Annotated in this window: 16 protein-coding genes; 12 read left to right on the top strand and 4 right to left on the bottom strand. The window is 73.2% G+C overall.

Annotated elements, in window-relative coordinates; translation table 11 throughout:
- Positions 1–153: 153 nt before the first annotated feature.
- From FHU33_RS01540 to FHU33_RS01530, 3 genes are read left to right on the top strand one after another with little or no spacing between them, the layout of a single operon-like run.
- Positions 154–939, top strand: coding sequence for a DeoR/GlpR family DNA-binding transcription regulator (locus FHU33_RS01540; RefSeq protein ID WP_142023764.1), 786 nt, complete (start codon positions 154–156; stop codon positions 937–939).
- Entirely contained in the window at positions 936–1304 is a 369-nt protein-coding gene (locus FHU33_RS01535) for a DUF4406 domain-containing protein (protein ID WP_246063201.1), read from the top strand. Before FHU33_RS01540 ends, FHU33_RS01535 begins: the two co-directional genes overlap by 4 nt.
- Complete coding sequence (locus FHU33_RS01530; protein WP_142023762.1) at positions 1301–1963, top strand: NUDIX domain-containing protein; 663 nt, start codon at positions 1301–1303, stop codon at positions 1961–1963. Before FHU33_RS01535 ends, FHU33_RS01530 begins: the two co-directional genes overlap by 4 nt.
- On the opposite strand, the gene FHU33_RS01525 is transcribed toward FHU33_RS01530, so the two are convergent.
- Positions 1953–3917, bottom strand: coding sequence for an acetoacetate--CoA ligase (locus tag FHU33_RS01525; protein ID WP_246063200.1), 1965 nt, complete (start codon positions 3915–3917; stop codon positions 1953–1955). The two genes, FHU33_RS01530 and FHU33_RS01525, sit on opposite strands and share 11 nt — an antisense overlap.
- Before the next feature lie 62 nt (positions 3918–3979).
- Here FHU33_RS01525 and FHU33_RS01520 point away from each other — a divergent pair, with 62 nt between their 5' ends.
- From FHU33_RS01520 to FHU33_RS01510, 3 genes are read left to right on the top strand one after another with little or no spacing between them, the layout of a single operon-like run.
- On the top strand, positions 3980–4375 hold the full coding sequence (locus FHU33_RS01520; RefSeq protein WP_142023760.1) for a DUF2237 family protein: 396 nt from the start codon (positions 3980–3982) through the stop codon (positions 4373–4375).
- 28 nt (positions 4376–4403) lie between these two features.
- Positions 4404–4898 carry a glutathione peroxidase gene (locus FHU33_RS01515; RefSeq protein WP_142023759.1) on the top strand — a complete coding sequence of 165 codons (495 nt, stop codon included), beginning with the start codon at positions 4404–4406 and terminating at the stop codon, positions 4896–4898.
- Positions 4899–4956: 58 nt separating this feature from the next.
- Positions 4957–5685, top strand: a complete 729-nt coding sequence (locus FHU33_RS01510) for a mycothiol-dependent nitroreductase Rv2466c family protein (RefSeq protein ID WP_142023758.1) — start codon at positions 4957–4959, stop codon at positions 5683–5685.
- Between the two features lie 17 nt (positions 5686–5702).
- Here the strand turns inward: FHU33_RS01510 and FHU33_RS01505 are convergent, their stop codons facing one another.
- Entirely contained in the window at positions 5703–6620 is a 918-nt protein-coding gene (locus tag FHU33_RS01505) for a sensor domain-containing diguanylate cyclase (protein ID WP_246063199.1), read from the bottom strand.
- 220 nt (positions 6621–6840) lie between these two features.
- On the opposite strand from FHU33_RS01505, the gene FHU33_RS01500 reads away from it, so the two are divergent.
- The 4 genes from FHU33_RS01500 (at position 6841) to FHU33_RS01485 (ending at position 10909) form a co-directional block, all read left to right on the top strand.
- Entirely contained in the window at positions 6841–7902 is a 1062-nt protein-coding gene (locus tag FHU33_RS01500; protein WP_142023756.1) for a FecCD family ABC transporter permease, read from the top strand.
- Positions 7899–8972 carry a FecCD family ABC transporter permease gene (locus FHU33_RS01495; protein ID WP_142023755.1) on the top strand — a complete coding sequence of 358 codons (1074 nt, stop codon included), beginning with the start codon at positions 7899–7901 and terminating at the stop codon, positions 8970–8972. Before FHU33_RS01500 ends, FHU33_RS01495 begins: the two co-directional genes overlap by 4 nt.
- Before the next feature lie 13 nt (positions 8973–8985).
- Entirely contained in the window at positions 8986–9813 is an 828-nt protein-coding gene (locus tag FHU33_RS01490) for an ABC transporter ATP-binding protein (RefSeq protein WP_142023754.1), read from the top strand.
- A gap of 85 nt (positions 9814–9898) precedes the next feature.
- Positions 9899–10909, top strand: a complete 1011-nt coding sequence (locus FHU33_RS01485) for an ABC transporter substrate-binding protein (RefSeq protein ID WP_211354966.1) — start codon at positions 9899–9901, stop codon at positions 10907–10909.
- 19 nt (positions 10910–10928) lie between these two features.
- On the opposite strand, the gene FHU33_RS01480 is transcribed toward FHU33_RS01485, so the two are convergent.
- A complete protein-coding gene (locus tag FHU33_RS01480; RefSeq protein ID WP_142023752.1) occupies positions 10929–11894 on the bottom strand; it encodes an EamA family transporter in 966 nt (321 codons plus the stop codon).
- A 35-nt stretch (positions 11895–11929) separates the two neighbouring features.
- Entirely contained in the window at positions 11930–13708 is a 1779-nt protein-coding gene (locus tag FHU33_RS01475) for a BCCT family transporter (RefSeq protein ID WP_246063198.1), read from the bottom strand.
- Positions 13709–14049: 341 nt separating this feature from the next.
- Between FHU33_RS01475 and FHU33_RS01470 the strand changes: the two genes are divergently transcribed.
- Together FHU33_RS01470 and FHU33_RS01465 are read left to right on the top strand one after the other, a co-directional pair.
- Positions 14050–14259, top strand: coding sequence for a hypothetical protein (locus tag FHU33_RS01470; RefSeq protein ID WP_142023750.1), 210 nt, complete (start codon positions 14050–14052; stop codon positions 14257–14259).
- 22 nt (positions 14260–14281) lie between these two features.
- A complete protein-coding gene (locus FHU33_RS01465) occupies positions 14282–15073 on the top strand; it encodes a thioesterase family protein (protein ID WP_142023749.1) in 792 nt (263 codons plus the stop codon).
- Positions 15074–15135 lie beyond the last annotated feature (62 nt).

Raw genomic sequence — 15135 nt, 5'->3', positions numbered from 1 at the left:
GTCGGTCGTCTCCACTCGTGCGGCGGATGATCACGTACACCTTGGCGGCAGGGGGTGCCCCCCGCATGCCGTCGTCACCCGCGAGGTGAGCGGACTCACCAGAGACATCACAACTACTTCACACATCTCACATCGAGCTGTTAAAACTGCGGCATGGCTGTTCCCGACCGGCTCGACGTGACGCTGAGACTCGTGCGCAACGCCGACCGGGTGTCGCTGGTGGATCTCGCCACTCGCCTCGGGGTCTCGGAGATGACCGTCCGGCGCGACCTCGACGTTCTCCAGCGGCGAGGACTGGTCGAGCGGATACGAGGGGGCGCGGTCGCGGTCACCCGGCCCGAGACCGAGGGCGGCTTCACCGCGCGCCGCGACTGGCAGGGCGCCACCAAGGACCGGATCGCACGGACCGCCGCTGCGCTGGTCGAACCGGGATCGACGGTGCTTCTGGACGCCGGGACCACGACCGTGCACGTGGCGCGCCACCTGGTCGACCGCGGTCCGCTCACCGTGGCGGTGCTGAGCCTGCCGGTCGCCGCCCAGCTCGCCGACCAGCCCGGCATCCGGCTGATCGTCGTCGGCGGCGAGTCCCGGCCCGGCGAGCAGAGCCTCGCCGGGCCGCTCGCGGCCGAGACCCTGCGCCGGCTCAGCTTCGACGTCTTCCTCATGTCCATCGGGGCGGTCAGCGCCGACGCCGGCTGGTCGGAGTTCACCCTCGAGGACGCGGCGGTCAAGCAGGTTGGGCTGGAACGCGCACGGACGACGACGGTGGTCGCCGACGCGAGCAAGCTCGGCGTGCGCGCCTTCGCCTCCGTGGCGCCCATCGATTCCGTCGACCGGCTGGTCACCGACACCGGTGCCCGCGATCCCCAGCTCTCCCCCGCCGCACAGGAGAGCATCACCGCCCTGACCGAGGCCGACGTGGAGGTGGTCTGCGCATGACCGAGCCGTTGATGATCCTGGTGGCCGGCCCCTACCGGAGCGGCACCGACGACGACCCCGGGCGCATCGCGGCCAACCACCGCCGCATCCAGGCGGCGTGTCTCGACCTGTTCCGGGCGGGCCATCTCGCGGTCAACGGTGAGGACCTCGCCCTCCCCCTGGCCTCGCTGGCGGGGTCGCGCACGGTGGGCGACGCCGCCTTCGACGAAATGTTCCACCCGATGGGCCGACGACTGGTGGCCCGGTGCGACGGCGTCCTGCGCCTGCCCGGCCCCTCGGCCGGCTCCGACGAGATGGTCGCGCTGGCAGAGGCACGCGGGGCCCCGGTGTGGACCAGCGTCGACGAGATCCCGGCCGCGCGATGACCGGCGTCCCCGGGGTCGACGTCCCGGACCACCGCGGCCGCACCGGCCTGGACCAGGTCGGCCGCGACCTGACCGGCAATCCCGACGTCGTCGTGAAGGACGTCGAACTGCTTCACAGCGGCTGGCACGTGCTGCGGAGGACGACCCTCGAGCGCCGTCGCGGCGACGGCGAGTGGGTCACCGAGCAGCGCGAGACCTACGACCGCGGAAACGGCGCGACCATGCTGCTGCACGACGTCGAGCGCCGGACCGTGCTGCTCACCCGGCAGTTCCGCTACCCGGTCTACGTCAACGGCCACCCCGACGGGTTGCTGATCGAGGCCGCTGCCGGGCTCCTGGACGACGACGCCCCGGAGGTCGCCGTCCGCCGCGAGGTCGAGGAGGAGCTCGGGGTCGCCGTCGGCGAGGTGCAGCACGTGTTCGACGTCTTCATGAGCCCCGGCTCGGTGACCGAGCGGCTGCACTTCTACGCCGCGCCCTACCGCCCGCATGACCGCACCACAGCCGGCGGCGGGCTCGAGGAGGAGGGCGAGGACATCGAGGTCCTCGAACTGCCCTTCGACGAGGCGCTCGACATGATCGACGGCGGCCGGATCGCCGACGCCAAGACGATCATGCTGCTGCAGTGGGCGGCCGCGCGAGGGCCCTTCAGGAGCTGACGCGGTCCTGCGCCAGCTGTACGAAGTGGTCGACCAGGGCGGCGTCGTCGACGGCGCCGGGGTTGACCGCCTTGGCCGGGTCCACGCCCTGGAACAGCTTCTTCAGCGGCACCTCCAGCCGCTTGCCGGTGCGGGTGTGCGGCACACCGGGGACGGCGATGATCTCGTCGGGCACGTGCCGCGGCGAGGCCTGCTCGCGGACCGCCGTCCGGATCGTGCCGGCCAGCTCGTCGGTGAGCTCCTCTCCCGGCGCCAGCTGCACGAACAGCGGCATCCAGTAACCGCCGTCGCGAAGCTCCACACCGAGGACGACGCAGTCGACGACGGCGGGGATCGACTCGACCGCCGCGTAGATGTCCGCCGTCCCCATCCGGACCCCGCCGCGGTTGAGCGTCGAGTCCGAGCGGCCGGTGATGAGGCACGTGCCCCGCTCGGTGATCTCCAGCCAGTCGCCGTGCCGCCACACCCCCGGCCACGGCTCGAAGTACGCCTCCCGGTAGCGCTGCCCGGAAGGGTCGTTCCAGAAGTAGAGCGGCATCGACGGCATCGGCTCGGTCACCACCAGCTCGCCGAGTTCCCCGACCACCGGCCGGCCGTCCTCGTCCCAGGACGCGACCGCGACGCCGAGCATCGGCCGCTGCAGCTCCCCCGCGATCACCGGCAGCAGCGGTGAGCTGCCGATGAACCCGGCCGCGACGTCCGTCCCGCCCGACGCCGACGTCAGCTGCAGCTGCGTGCCGACCGCGTCGTAGACCCAGTGGTAGCTGGCGGCGGGCAGCGGGGAGCCGGTGCACCCGAGCACCCGCAACGCGGAGAGGTCGTGGTCGTCCCCGGGCCGGACGCCGGCCTTCTGGCACGCGGCGAGGTAGCCGGGGCTGGTGCCGAGGTGGGTGATGCCGAGCCGCGCGGCGAGGGCGAACTGCGCGTCCACCGTCGGGTACGCCGGTGCGCCGTCGTGGACCACAGCGGTGGCGCCGGACATCAGCGAGGACACGACGACGTTCCACATCATCCAGGCCGTCGACGTGTACCAGTAGAAGCGGTCACCGGGGCCGAGGTCGGAGTGCAGCCGGCTCGACTTCAGCTGCTCCAGCACCACGCCGCCGTGCGCGTGCACGATGCCCTTGGGCAGCCCGGTCGTGCCCGAGCTGTAGAGGATCCACAGCGGCGAGTCGAAGGGCAGCGGCTCGAACACCGGCTCCTGGGCGTCCGCCACCGCCTCGGACCAGGGCAGCGCGCCCTCGGGCACCTCGTCCGGGAACAGCCGGGGGACGGCGACCGTCGTCCGCACGCTGGGCAGGCCGGCCCGCAACTCGCCGACGACGTCCCGCCGGTCGTGGTCCCTGCCGTTGAAGCGGTAGCCGTCGACGGCGACCAGCACGACGGGCTCGATCTGGGCGAACCGGTCGAGCACCGCCCGGGTGCCGAAGTCGGGGGCGCACGAGGACCACACCGCCCCGACCGACGCCGCCCCGAGGAAGGCGATCACCGCCTCGGGGACGTTGGGCAGGTAGCCGGCGACCCGGTCGCCGCGCTGCACCCCGAGCCGCCGCAACGTCGCGGCGAAGGCGCCGACCTGCGCGCGCAGGTCCGCCCAGGAGATCTCGACCGGCGCGGTGTCCTCGGCGACGGCGATCAGCGCCGGCGCCTCGTCGGTCGCGTGGCGCAGGGCCTGCTCGGCGTAGTTGACCGTCGTCCCGGGGAACCAGACCGCTCCCGGCATGCTGCGGTCGGTGAGCACCCGGTCGTCGGGGACATCGGGCAGCACGCCGGTCCACGACGCGACGTCGGCCCAGAACTGGTCGAGGTGCTCGACCGACCAGCGCCACAGGGCGTCGTAGTCCGGCGGGTCCCCGAAGGAGAGGCCGCGGCGCTCCTCCACCCAGCGGGCGAACGCGGCCATCCGCGTCTGCTGCATGCTCTCCGGCGTCGGCTCCCACAGCACCTCGTTCACGACCGCACCATGCCATCCTGACCGCGCGCCGACCATGCGCGCACCCGATCCGAGGAGCGGCCGTGCAGCCCGACGAGCGCAACGTGCTGGGCGGCCCGCTGGAACCGTGCGGCACCGAGCCGCTGACCGGCTTCTACCGGGACGGCTGCTGCAGCACCGGGCCCGAGGACCTGGGCTCGCACACCGTGTGCGCCGTCGTCTCGGCGGACTTCCTCCGGATGCAGCGCGACCTGGGCAACGACCTCTCCACCCCGCGCCCGGAATACGGGTTCCCGGGCCTGAGGCCCGGCGACCGGTGGTGCGTGGTCGCGGTGCGGTGGCTGCAGGCCTACCAGGCGGGCGCGGCAGCCGGCGTCGTCCTGGCCGCGACGAACGTCCGTGCGCTGGAGATCGTCCCGATGGAGGCGCTGCGTCAGCACGCGGTCGACGTCCCGGACGACGTCAGCGGCCTGGAATGAATGCACCGCCGGCGACGCTGCCGCCCGCATGAGCGACCTCCTCGACCTGCCGGTGTCCACCCTCCAGGGCGAGCCGACGACGCTGCGCGACCTGACCGGTGGCCGCCCCGCCCTCGTCGTCAACGTGGCCAGCCGGTGCGGCCTCACCCCGCAGTACGCCGGCCTCGAGGCGATGCACGAGGAGTACGCCGGCCGCGGGTTCGCCGTCGTCGGCGTGCCCTGCAACCAGTTCATGGGCCAGGAGCCCGGCACGGCGGAGGAGATCGCCGAGTTCTGCTCCGCGACCTACGGCGTCACGTTCCCGATGACCGAGAAGGTCGAGGTCAACGGCCCCGGGGCGCATCCGCTGTTCCAGCGCCTGACGGCGACGCCGGACATCGACGGGCAGGACGGCGACGTCGCGTGGAACTTCGAGAAGTGGGTGATCAGCGGGCAGGGCGAGGTCGTTGCCCGGTTCCGTCCGAGGACCCAGCCGGACGCGCCCGAGGTCCGCGCCGCGATCGAGTCCGTGCTGCCCGGCTGAGGCTCACCCTTCCCCATCGGCAGTCGCCGCTCCCCCGGTCCCGGGTTACGTTCGGTGCATGGCCGACGCCGATCTCACGTTCTACTTCGATCCGGTCTGTCCCTTCGCCTGGATGACGAGCAAGTGGGTCCGGACGGTCGCCGCCCGCAGCGACTACGCCGTCGACTGGCGCTTGATCTCCCTGCGCCTGCTCAACGCGCACATCGACTACGACGCCCACTTCCCGCCCGAGTACGAGGCCGGCCACACCGACGGCCTGCGGCTCCTCCGGGTAGCGGCCCGCGCCCGCGCAGAGCACGGGCGCGAAGCGGTCGGTCCGCTCTACGAGGCCCTCGGCCGGCGCATCTTCGAGGTGGACGCAGCACCCGGTGCCGGTGACCGGAGTACCCGGGAGTTCGTGGCGCCCGCGCTGGCCGAGGTCGGCCTGCCGGCGGTGCTGGCCGACGCCCTGGACGACGAGACGCTGGACCCCGAGCTGCGGGCGGAGACCGACGAGGCCCTCGGGCTGACCGGCAAGGACGTCGGCACGCCGATCCTGCACTTCCGGCCACCGGACGGCCCGCCCGACGGCGTGGCCTTCTTCGGCCCGGTCATCAGCCGGCTGCCCGACGAGGACGACGCCGTCGCGCTCTGGCAGCACGTCGTCGCACTGGCCGGCTTCCCCGGGTTCGCCGAGCTGAAGCGGAGCCTGCGCGAGCGGCCGCAGCTTCCTGCGTTCGGCGTCCGGCCGGGCCAGACCGGGATCCAGGAGGACTGGCACGGCGGGAGCCGCCGGCAGAAGCGGTGACGGCGCGGCCGGGAGGATCAGCGGGGCATGCGGACCGCACCTTGTGGATGGCGCGGCCGGTTGCGCCGCCGGAGCGTCTTCGAGCCGTACATGGCCCGGTCGGCGCGCGCCATGAGCTCGTCGGCGTCCTCCCCGGGGCGGCCGAGCGCACTGCCGACGCTGACCCTGAGGTCCAGCGCCCCGGCGGACGTCTGCACCGGCGCGCGCATGCCCTCTCCCAGGCGACCGGCCAGAGCCGCCAGAGACGCCTGGTCCGCGCCGGGGCTCAGCAGGACGAACTCGTCGCCGCCCAGGCGGGCCACCACGTCGTCGGGCCCGGCCAGGTCGCCGAGCCGCCTGGCCAGCTCGATCAGCACCTGGTCGCCGGCGGCATGTCCGTGCTGGTCGTTGACCTGCTTGAACTGGTCGACATCGCAGAAGAGCAATCCGCAGCCGCCGCCCCTCGCAGCACCCAGGTGCTCCTGCAGGACCTCGAAGACGACGCGCCGGTTCCCCACACCGGTCAGCGGATCGGTGCTGGCCCGCAGGTCGCTCAGCGCCTCGCGTTCCCGTTGCTCGGTGACGTCGGATCCGACGAAAGCGGTGGCGTAGGGCCGGCCGGTCTCGTCGGCGAGCACGCTGTTGTGCAGCGCCACGCGCCGCCGGGCACCGCCGGCGGCCAGCCAGTCCACCTCCTTCGGGATCCGGCGCACACCGGCCATCGCGTCGGCGACGGCGGCGCGGGCCAGGTCCACCTCCTCGGGGATGACCAGCACGTCCCAGAGGCAGCGATCGACGAGGTCCGCGGCCGCGCGTCCGGTGAAGCGCTCCAGCGCGGCGTTGGCCAGGAGGATGCGGCCGTCGCCGTCGACGACGCAGATCAGCGACTCGGTCGCCTCCACCAGGGCGTGCGCCAGCTCGGCGGCGGAGTGGGCGGACTCCCGCTGAGCGGACACGCGTGCCTCCTCCGGTTCACGGCCTGTCGGACACCGGCCGGTCGTTCCGGCGGCGGATCTGGACCTTGTTCCCATCGGCCTTCGCCGGTACGCACCTGACGCTGCGCCGTCGCAGCTCCCCACACGGAGTGGGCCCAGCCCTACCTCGGACGACCGGCGGCCTCGCGCGGCCAGGTAAGGTAAGCCTTTCTTTCTCGACTGCTGTCCCCGGGAGCCGCACGTGACCGCGACCGCCGCCCCGGCGCGGGGCCTCGCGGCACCCCTGTCCGGGGGGAGGCGTCCCGGCCGGTCCCGCCGCTGGCTCGGCCTGGTCCTGCTCATCGCGCTCACCGTCGGGGTCTGCCTGGCCAGCATCGCGGTCGGCACCCGCTCGATCGGGCTCGGCGAGGTCTGGCAGGCGCTGCTCGACAGCGACCCGACCAGCGAGGAAACGGTCATCATCCGGCAGCTGCGCGTACCGCGCACCGCGCTCGGCCTGATGGTCGGGGTGGCGCTGGGCGTGGCCGGAGCCCTCATGCAGGGGCACACCCGCAACCCCCTCGGCGATCCGGGGCTGCTCGGGGTGACGGCCGGCGCCAGCCTCGCCGTCGTCCTGTCCATCGCCCTGCTCGGCATCGGCACGCCGTCGGGCTACGTCTGGTTCGCCTTCCTCGGCGCGCTGACCGGCACCGTCCTCGTCTACGCGATCGGCTCGGTGGGCCGCGGCGGGGCCACCCCGCTCACCCTGGCGCTGGCCGGCGCCGCCCTGTCCGCGCTGATGTACGGACTGGTCCGCGCCGTGCTGGTCAGCGACCAGCAGACCCTGGACTCCTTCCGCTTCTGGGTCGTCGGATCGCTGGCCGGGCGCGACGCCGACGTGGCGTGGCAGGTCGCGCCGTTCATCGCGCTCGGCCTGCTGCTCGCCCTGGCCAACGCCCCCGCGCTCAACCTGCTCGGCCTCGGCGAGGACGTCGCCCGCGGGCTCGGGCAGCGCATCTGGCTGGCCCGGGCCGTGGGACTGGCCTCGATCACCCTGCTGGCCGGTGCCGCGACCGCGGCCTGCGGCCCCATCGCCTTCGTCGGGCTCGTCGTGCCGCACGCGGTCCGCGCGTTCACCGGTCCCGACCACCGCTGGCTGGTGCCCTGCTCCGCACTGGCCGGTGCCGTCCTGCTGCTGACCGCCGACGTGATCGGCCGGGTCGTCGCCCGTCCCGGCGAGCTGCAGGTCGGGATCGTGCTGGCGCTGATCGGCGCCCCGTTCTTCATCGCACTCGTCCGCCGCCGGAAGACGGCCGGGCTGTGAGCGTCGGCGCAGCGGCACCGCCGGTTCCGCCGGGCCGGCCGGGCATCGTGGTCCGGATCGGTCCCGCCTCGGGCATCGTGCGCTGGCGCCAGGTGGCCGTGCCGCTGGGCGCCGTCGCCGTCCTCGTGCTGCTCTCGGCCGTCGGCCTGGGCCGCGGCGACTTTCCCATCAGCGTCCCGGACGTGCTCCGGACCCTCGTCGGTCTCGGCGACGGCACGCAGGACTTCATCATCCTCGAGCTGCGGGCGCCCCGGATCGTGGTGGGCCTGCTGGTCGGCCTGGCCCTCGGCGTGGCCGGTGCGCTGTTCCAGACCTTCGCCCGCAATCCGCTGGCCTCCCCCGACACGCTCGGCATCACCATGGGGGCCTCCGTCGGTGCGGTCGGGGCGATCGTGCTCGCCGCGGGCGGCGCGGTCAGCGGGCTGGGTATCCCCCTGGCCGCCCTGCTGGGCGCGCTGCTGGTCGGCGTCCTGCTGTTCGTGCTCACGTGGCGGGCCGGCATCGACGGCTACCGGCTGGTGCTCGTCGGCATCGCGCTCTGGTCGGTGGGCACCGCGCTGGTCGACTGGCTGCTGACCAACGCCGAGATCTACGACGCCGCCGCGGCCTACGTGTGGATCACCGGCTCGCTGAACGCCCGCACCTGGGACCACGCGCTCCCGCTGGCCGTGGCGCTGGCGGTGCTGCTACCGCTGGCCGTGGCGGCCAGCCGCGCCCTCGGCGTCCTCCAGTTCGGCGACGACACCGCCCGGGGCCTCGGCGTCCGGTTGCAGACGGCGCAGGCCGCCGTCGTCCTCGTCGCGATCGGCTGCGTGGCCTTCGCCGTCTCGGCCGCCGGGCCGATCACCTTCGTCGCGCTCGTGGTGCCGCAGATCGCCGTCCGCCTGACCGGTGGTTCCCGGCCGCCGCTGCTGGCCTCGGGTCTGCTCGGCGCCGTGCTGGTCGTCGGCGCGGACCTCGTGACGCGCACCGTGCTCCCCGAGGCGCTGCCCGTCGGCATCCTCACCGCCGTCCTCGGCGCCCCGTACCTGCTCTGGCTCCTCGTCCGCGGAAGGCGGCAGTTCACATGAGGACGATCCAGCGATGACCCAGCTGCTGAACCCTGGCACGGACGTCGGGAGCGGACGGGTCCGTCTCGCCGCCGAGCGCGTCAGCCTGGCTTACGACGACCACGTCGTCGTCCGCGACCTGGACCTGCAGCTCACCGAGGGGTCGTTCACCGCGATCGTCGGACCGAACGGCTGCGGCAAGTCCACGCTGCTGCGGGCCCTGGGCCGGTTGATGCGGCCGACCAGCGGTCAGGTGCTGCTCGACGGGCAGGCGATCGCGAAGACGCCGACCAGGGAGGTCGCCAAGGTGCTCGGCCTGCTCCCGCAGGCGCCGATCGCGCCCGAGGGGCTGACCGTCGCCGACCTGGTGGCCCGGGGCCGGCACCCGCACCAGAACTGGCTGCGCCAGTGGTCGCGGGACGACGAGGCGGTGGTCGCCGAGTCGCTGGCCTGGACCGACATGGCCGAGCTCGCCGACCGGCCGGTCGACGAGCTCTCCGGCGGCCAGCGGCAGCGCGCCTGGATCTCCATGGCCCTGGCCCAGGGCACCGACCTGCTGCTCCTCGACGAGCCGACGACCTACCTCGACCTCTCCCACCAGATCGACGTCCTCGAGCTGGTCAGCCGGTTGCACGCCGAGCGCGGCCGCACCGTCGTCGTGGTCCTGCACGACCTCAACTTGGCGGCCCGCTACGCCCACCGGCTGGTCGCCATGAAGGACGGCGTGCTGGTCGCCTCCGGCCGGCCGGCCGAGGTGCTCACCGAGCAGCTCCTGGCCGAGGTCTTCGATCTCGAGGCGCGGATCCTGCCCGATCCGGTGGCCGGGACCCCGATGGTCGTCCCGGTGCGCCGGCTGCGCTGACGGCCCCCTTCCCCGTCTTGCTTAGGGCAGGCTAACCTTCCTCGCAACCGGGATGATCTCGCATCCCCTCACCGAGGGAGTTCCGTTGCACCACACCTCTCGCCGCCTGATCGGCGGCCTGCTGGCCCTCGGAGTGACCGTGGGCGCCAGCGCCTGCGGCGCCGACAGCGCAGACACCACGAGCGCCGGGTCCGCCGAGGGCGGCTGGTCGTTCACCGACGACCTGGGCACCACCGTCGAGCTGGACGAGGCGCCGACCCGCATCGCCGGCCTCAACGACCTGACGGCCTCGCTCTGGAACTACGGCATCGAGCCGGTGGCCACCTTCGGGCAGACCTCGGCGGCCGATGACGTCGCCTTCGAGGGCCGGGACCTCGGCGACGTGGCGATCGTGGGCTCCGCCTACGGCGAGATCGACCTCGAGGCGCTGGCCGCGGCCGATCCCGACGTCATCGTCACCACGATCTACCCGGACGACGCCTCCGGCGGGATCCCCGAGGACAAGGCCGGCTACGGCTTCAACGACATGGCCCAGCAGGAGCTGGTCGCCGAGATCGCGCCGATCATCACCATCGCCTACACCGGCTCGGCCGCCGACGTCATCGAGCGGGTCGTCGAGTTGGCCGACGCGCTGGGCGTGGACACCGGGAGCGGCGAGGTCGCCGACGCCCGCGCGGACTTCGAGTCCGCCTCCGCGGCGCTCACCGAGGCGGCCTCGAGCGGCGTCAGCGTGCTGCCGGTGTTCGCCACCGAGGCCGACGGCTGGTGGATGGCGAAGGCGCCCGACGACCCGCAGCTGGCGCTCTACCAGGACCTGGGCGTGACCTTCGTCGATCCGGGCGGCGACGGCTACTTCTGGCACTCGGTGGGCTGGGAAGAGGTGCCCGACCACCCCAGCGACGTGATCCTGTACTCGCTGCGCTTCAGCATGAGCCCCGAGGAGATCGCCGCGCAGCCGACCGCCGCCCTGCTGCCCGCCGTCCAGGCCGGCCAGCTCCACCCGTGGAAGTACATCGGCCCCGACTACGTCTCGCAGGCCGCCTACATGGCGGAACTGGCCGGCTACCTGACCGAGGCGCAGAAGGTCACCAGCTGAACGACGGCGAGACCCCCGCTCAGCTGGACAGGGCCGCGGGGGTCTCGCCCATCGGGGCCTGCGGAGGAGCGGTGCGCGCGGTCTGGGCGAGCAGGATCCCGGTGAGGACGACGCCGCCGCCGATGATCTGCCAGGCGGAGAGCACCTGCTCCACCCACAGCCAGGCGACGATCGAGGCGAGCACCGGTTCGGCCGTGGCCACCAGCCCCGCGGCGGTCGGCGGCAGGTGGCGCAGGGCGGCGATCGACAACCAGAACGGCATGATGGCGCCCATCACCGCGATCCAGGCGACCAGCACCCAGAGCGACAGCTCGAGCGAGCCGATCGAGACGGGCACGCTGCGGCCCAGCACCCCGGCGTCGAACTGCCACCACGGCGCGGCCACCGCCCAGAAGATCGCCGCCGCGACGAAGGCCCAGCAGGTCAACGTCACCGGGTCGCGGGTGACCGTTCCCCGCTCCCCGATGAGGTAGTAGGTCGCCAGGGCGACGGCGGCACCGAGCCCGGCCGCGACCCCCACCACGTCCAGCGAGCCGCCACCGGTCCAGATCTCGGTGACCAACGCCAGCCCGGACAGCGACAGCACGAGCGCCACCCACACCCGGCTGCGCACCTCCTCCTTGCGCACCAACCAGACGTAGAGGGCGATGAGCACCGTCCCGGTGAACTCGAACACCAGGGCGATGCCCACCGGCAGCCGGCCGATCGCCACGTAGAACAGGTACTGGGTCATGGCGATGCCGATGACACCGAGCACGGCCAGCAGGGGGAGCTCCCGGCGGCCGACCCGCAGCCGGCCCGGCGCCGTCACCAGCAGGACGGCGAGCAGCCCGATCGCGGCACCGGTGCAGCGCAGGGCGGTCAGCCGCGGGGCGGAGATGCCCGCCTCGAGCGCGAGGGCGGAGACCGTGCCGTTGACGGCGAAGAACCCGGCCGCGGCCAGCGTGAGGGCGTAGCCGAGGGCGGGGCGGGCGGGGCGGGGCACGTCGGGAACGTAGTCCCCGTCGTGCCCCGAGCCACCTACCGGGCAGGCGAGCCCTGTCCGTGCCCCGTGCCGGCGTCGCCGCCGTGCGGCACCGGCGAGCCGACGTCCCGGACCGTCTCGCTGCCGTCGGCGCGATCCCGCTTGGCCTCCTGCGCCGGCGTCCGGCCCGTGGGCGTGTCGGGCACACCGTCCCCGTCGGCGTCCGGTGCCGGCTTGACGGACAGGACGAAGTCGTCCCCGTGGTGGGTGATCCCGTGGCGGACGGCCTGCCGCACCGCCTCCAGAGCCACTTCACGCCGCAGCATCAGGGGATCGGACCTCAGGTCCTTGGCCAGCGACACCGCCAGCCCGACCATGACGATCGCGAACGGCAGCGCGGCGACGATCGTGAGGTTCTGCAATCCGGTGAGGGCCTCCTCGCCCACCAGCAGCATGATCGCCGCCACGGCACCCATGACCAGCCCCCAGAAGACGACGGTCTTCCGGCTGGGCTCGATCGTGCCGCGTTCCGACAGCGAGCCCATGACGATCGACGCGGCGTCAGCGCCCGAGACGAAGAAGATCGCCACGAGCAGCATGACGAGCACGGTCATGACGGTGGCCAGCGGGAACTGCTCGAGGACGCCGAACAGCTGGGCCTCGGGCGAGCCCGCGCCGGCCAGGTCGGCGCCGTCCCGCTGGGCGGCGATCCCGGCGCCACCGAAGATCGCGAACCAGATCAGGCTCACGACGCTGGGCACGAGCAGCACGCCGGTGACGAACTGGCGGACGGTGCGGCCGCGGCTGATCCGGGCGATGAACATGCCGACGAACGGCGTCCAGCTGATCCACCAGGCCCAGTAGAAGATCGTCCAGCCGCTCAGCCACGCGTCCAGCGGGTCGCCGCCGCTGGCCCCGGTGCGGGCAGCCAGGTCGCCCAGATCGGCGAAGTAGTTGCCCACCGTGGTGGGAATCAGGTTGAGGATGAAGACCGTCGGGCCGACGACGAACACGAACACCGCGAGGATCAACGCGAGGACCATGTTGATGTTGGCCAGGTACTGGATGCCCTTGGCGATCCCGGAGACCGCCGAGGCGACGAACGCCATCGTCAGGATCGCGATGATGACGACCAGGAGCGAGTTGCCGAGGTCACCTGCCCAGCCCAGGATCTCCGCGCCGCTGCCGATCTGCAGCGCGCCGAGCCCCAGGGAGGCCGCCGATCCGAACAGGGTGGCGAAGATCGCCAGGATGTCGATGGCCTTGCCCGCCGGGCCGGAGGTGCGCCGCTCGCCGAACAGCGGAGCGAACGCGGAGCTGATCAACTGCCGGCGGCCGCGGCGGAAGGTGCCGTAGGCGATCGCCAGGCCGACGACGGCGTAGATGGCCCACGGGTGCAGCGACCAGTGGAAGAGCGTGGTGGCCATCGCCGTCTCCACCGCGGCCGGGGTCTCGCCCTCGACGGTCAGGGGCGGCGGCGAGACGTAGTGCGACAGGGGCTCGCTGACGCCGAAGAACATCAGACCGATGCCCATGCCCGCGCTGAACATCATCGCGATCCAGGAGGTCGTCCGGAACTCGGGCTCCTCGTCGTCGCGGCCCAGCGGGATGCGGCCGTACTTGCTGGCCGCCAGCCAGATCACGAAGACGACGAACGCCGAGGCGACCACCACGAACAGCCAGCCGAGGTTGCCGATGACCCACCCGAGCGCGCTGCTGCTCGCCGTTCCCAGGTTCGACGGCGCCAGGAAGCCCCAGGCGACGAAGGCGAGCGCGAGTGCCGCAGCGACGCCGAAGACCACGGTGTCCAGCCGCCCCGCGCGGTCGCCCGCCATGGGTGGTGGCTCGGCGATCGCGGGGTGCATCTGGGTTGCGCCCGAGCCGGACGTGCCGGGCTCCGGGCCGTCGCTGAGAGGCCTGTCGGTCGGGGTAGTCGTCACAGTGGTGTGGCGTCGGCGTTCGACGCATCTCCGTTCACGGTCGACGAGCAGTACGGACAGCCCGGAGGCCGCGGGGAGCAATGCCTGACAGTGCTCCGCGCGCGCTACGGGCGCCCATGACCGTGACCGTGCCGGGACCCGCCCAAACGCGCTCGGGCCCGAACGGTTGAGGTCGGCGTCACCTCTTCGGCGGGCGCGCTCAGCCGATCCACAGGTCCACCGGGTTTCCTGGTCGCATGGACGGACGCGCACCGTGGTCCGACCGGCGGCGCCGGGTCCTGCTCGGCCTCGCCCTCGGCACCGTCGCCGGCGCGGCGCTCGTCGTCGCCGTCCTGCTCCTGCTGTCCACGCCTGACGACCTGCGCGGGCTCTGGTGGCCGGCCACCGCGCTCTGCACCGTGTGGACGGCCGCCGCGGCCCGGGCGGCCCGGCGGACCGATGTCTGAGGCTGACGCCAGACTGCAGGACATGGAGCTGCCCACCGCCCTCTACGAATCCACGGACGACGGCTACCTGGCCACCGCGCTGACCATCGGGCCCTGGGACGCCGGGCTGCAGCACGCCGGCCCTCCGGCGGCGCTGCTGCTGCGGGAGGCCGAGCGGGCCGGCGCCATCGAGGGCGGGCAGACCGTCCGGATGGCCTACGACATCTTCGCGCCGGTCCCGGTCGGCCCGGTGCGCATCACGGCGTCGGTCGTCCGCCCCGGACGGCGGATCGAACTGGTCGAGACGGTGCTCACCGCCGGGGACGAGCGGCCGCTGATGCGGCTGTCGGCCTGGCGCATGCGGGCCCGTTCCGACGGTGCCGCCCCCGAGCCGCCGGCACCCCACCCGGCCGCGTCCGGACCGGAGGAGAGCCGCCGCGAGCTGGCGGCCTTCTTCACCACCGAGGTTGCCTACCACCGGGCGCTGGACTGGCGCTTCCCCACGGGCAGCTTCAATTCCCCGGGGCCGGCCTCGGCGTGGACGACCCCGCGCTGCACCCTGGTCGCGGGCGAGCCGATGACGCCCCTGCAGCACCTGCTGGTGATGACCGACGCAGCGAGCGGGATCTCAGCGGTTCTGGACTGGACCACGGCGACCTTCGCCAACGTGGACCTGCTCGTCTCCCTGCACCGGCCACCGCGGGGCGACTGGCTGGGCATGGACGCCGTGACGACGCTGGGCGGGACCGGCGCGGCGCAGTGCACCGCCGTCCTCTTCGACGCCGAGGGCCCGATCGGCCGGTCGGCGCAGTCACTGTTCGTGGAGCCCCGCTGACGGTGTGGCGCGGGCCCGGCCGACGGAGCAAGGTGAGTACGAGCACGGATCGACCGACGGGA

The organism is Blastococcus colisei (assembly GCF_006717095.1).
Lineage (GTDB): Bacteria > Actinomycetota > Actinomycetes > Mycobacteriales > Geodermatophilaceae > Blastococcus_B > Blastococcus_B colisei.
This window is presented reverse-complemented; position numbering and strand designations above follow the sequence as displayed.

Excerpts from the sequence above, each read along its gene's own strand:
- FHU33_RS01515 (WP_142023759.1), top strand. The coding sequence starts at position 4,404 with ATGAGCGACCTCCTCGACCTGCCGGTGTCCACCCTCCAGGGCGAGCCG.
- FHU33_RS01540 (WP_142023764.1), top strand. The coding sequence starts at position 154 with ATGGCTGTTCCCGACCGGCTCGACGTGACGCTGAGACTCGTGCGCAAC.
- FHU33_RS01535 (WP_246063201.1), top strand. The coding sequence starts at position 936 with ATGACCGAGCCGTTGATGATCCTGGTGGCCGGCCCCTACCGGAGCGGC.
- FHU33_RS01490 (WP_142023754.1), top strand. The coding sequence starts at position 8,986 with ATGACCCAGCTGCTGAACCCTGGCACGGACGTCGGGAGCGGACGGGTC.
- FHU33_RS01470 (WP_142023750.1), top strand. The coding sequence starts at position 14,050 with ATGGACGGACGCGCACCGTGGTCCGACCGGCGGCGCCGGGTCCTGCTC.
- FHU33_RS01530 (WP_142023762.1), top strand. The coding sequence starts at position 1,301 with ATGACCGGCGTCCCCGGGGTCGACGTCCCGGACCACCGCGGCCGCACC.
- FHU33_RS01465 (WP_142023749.1), top strand. The coding sequence starts at position 14,282 with ATGGAGCTGCCCACCGCCCTCTACGAATCCACGGACGACGGCTACCTG.
- FHU33_RS01510 (WP_142023758.1), top strand. The coding sequence starts at position 4,957 with ATGGCCGACGCCGATCTCACGTTCTACTTCGATCCGGTCTGTCCCTTC.
- FHU33_RS01475 (WP_246063198.1), bottom strand. The coding sequence starts at position 13,708 with ATGGCGGGCGACCGCGCGGGGCGGCTGGACACCGTGGTCTTCGGCGTC.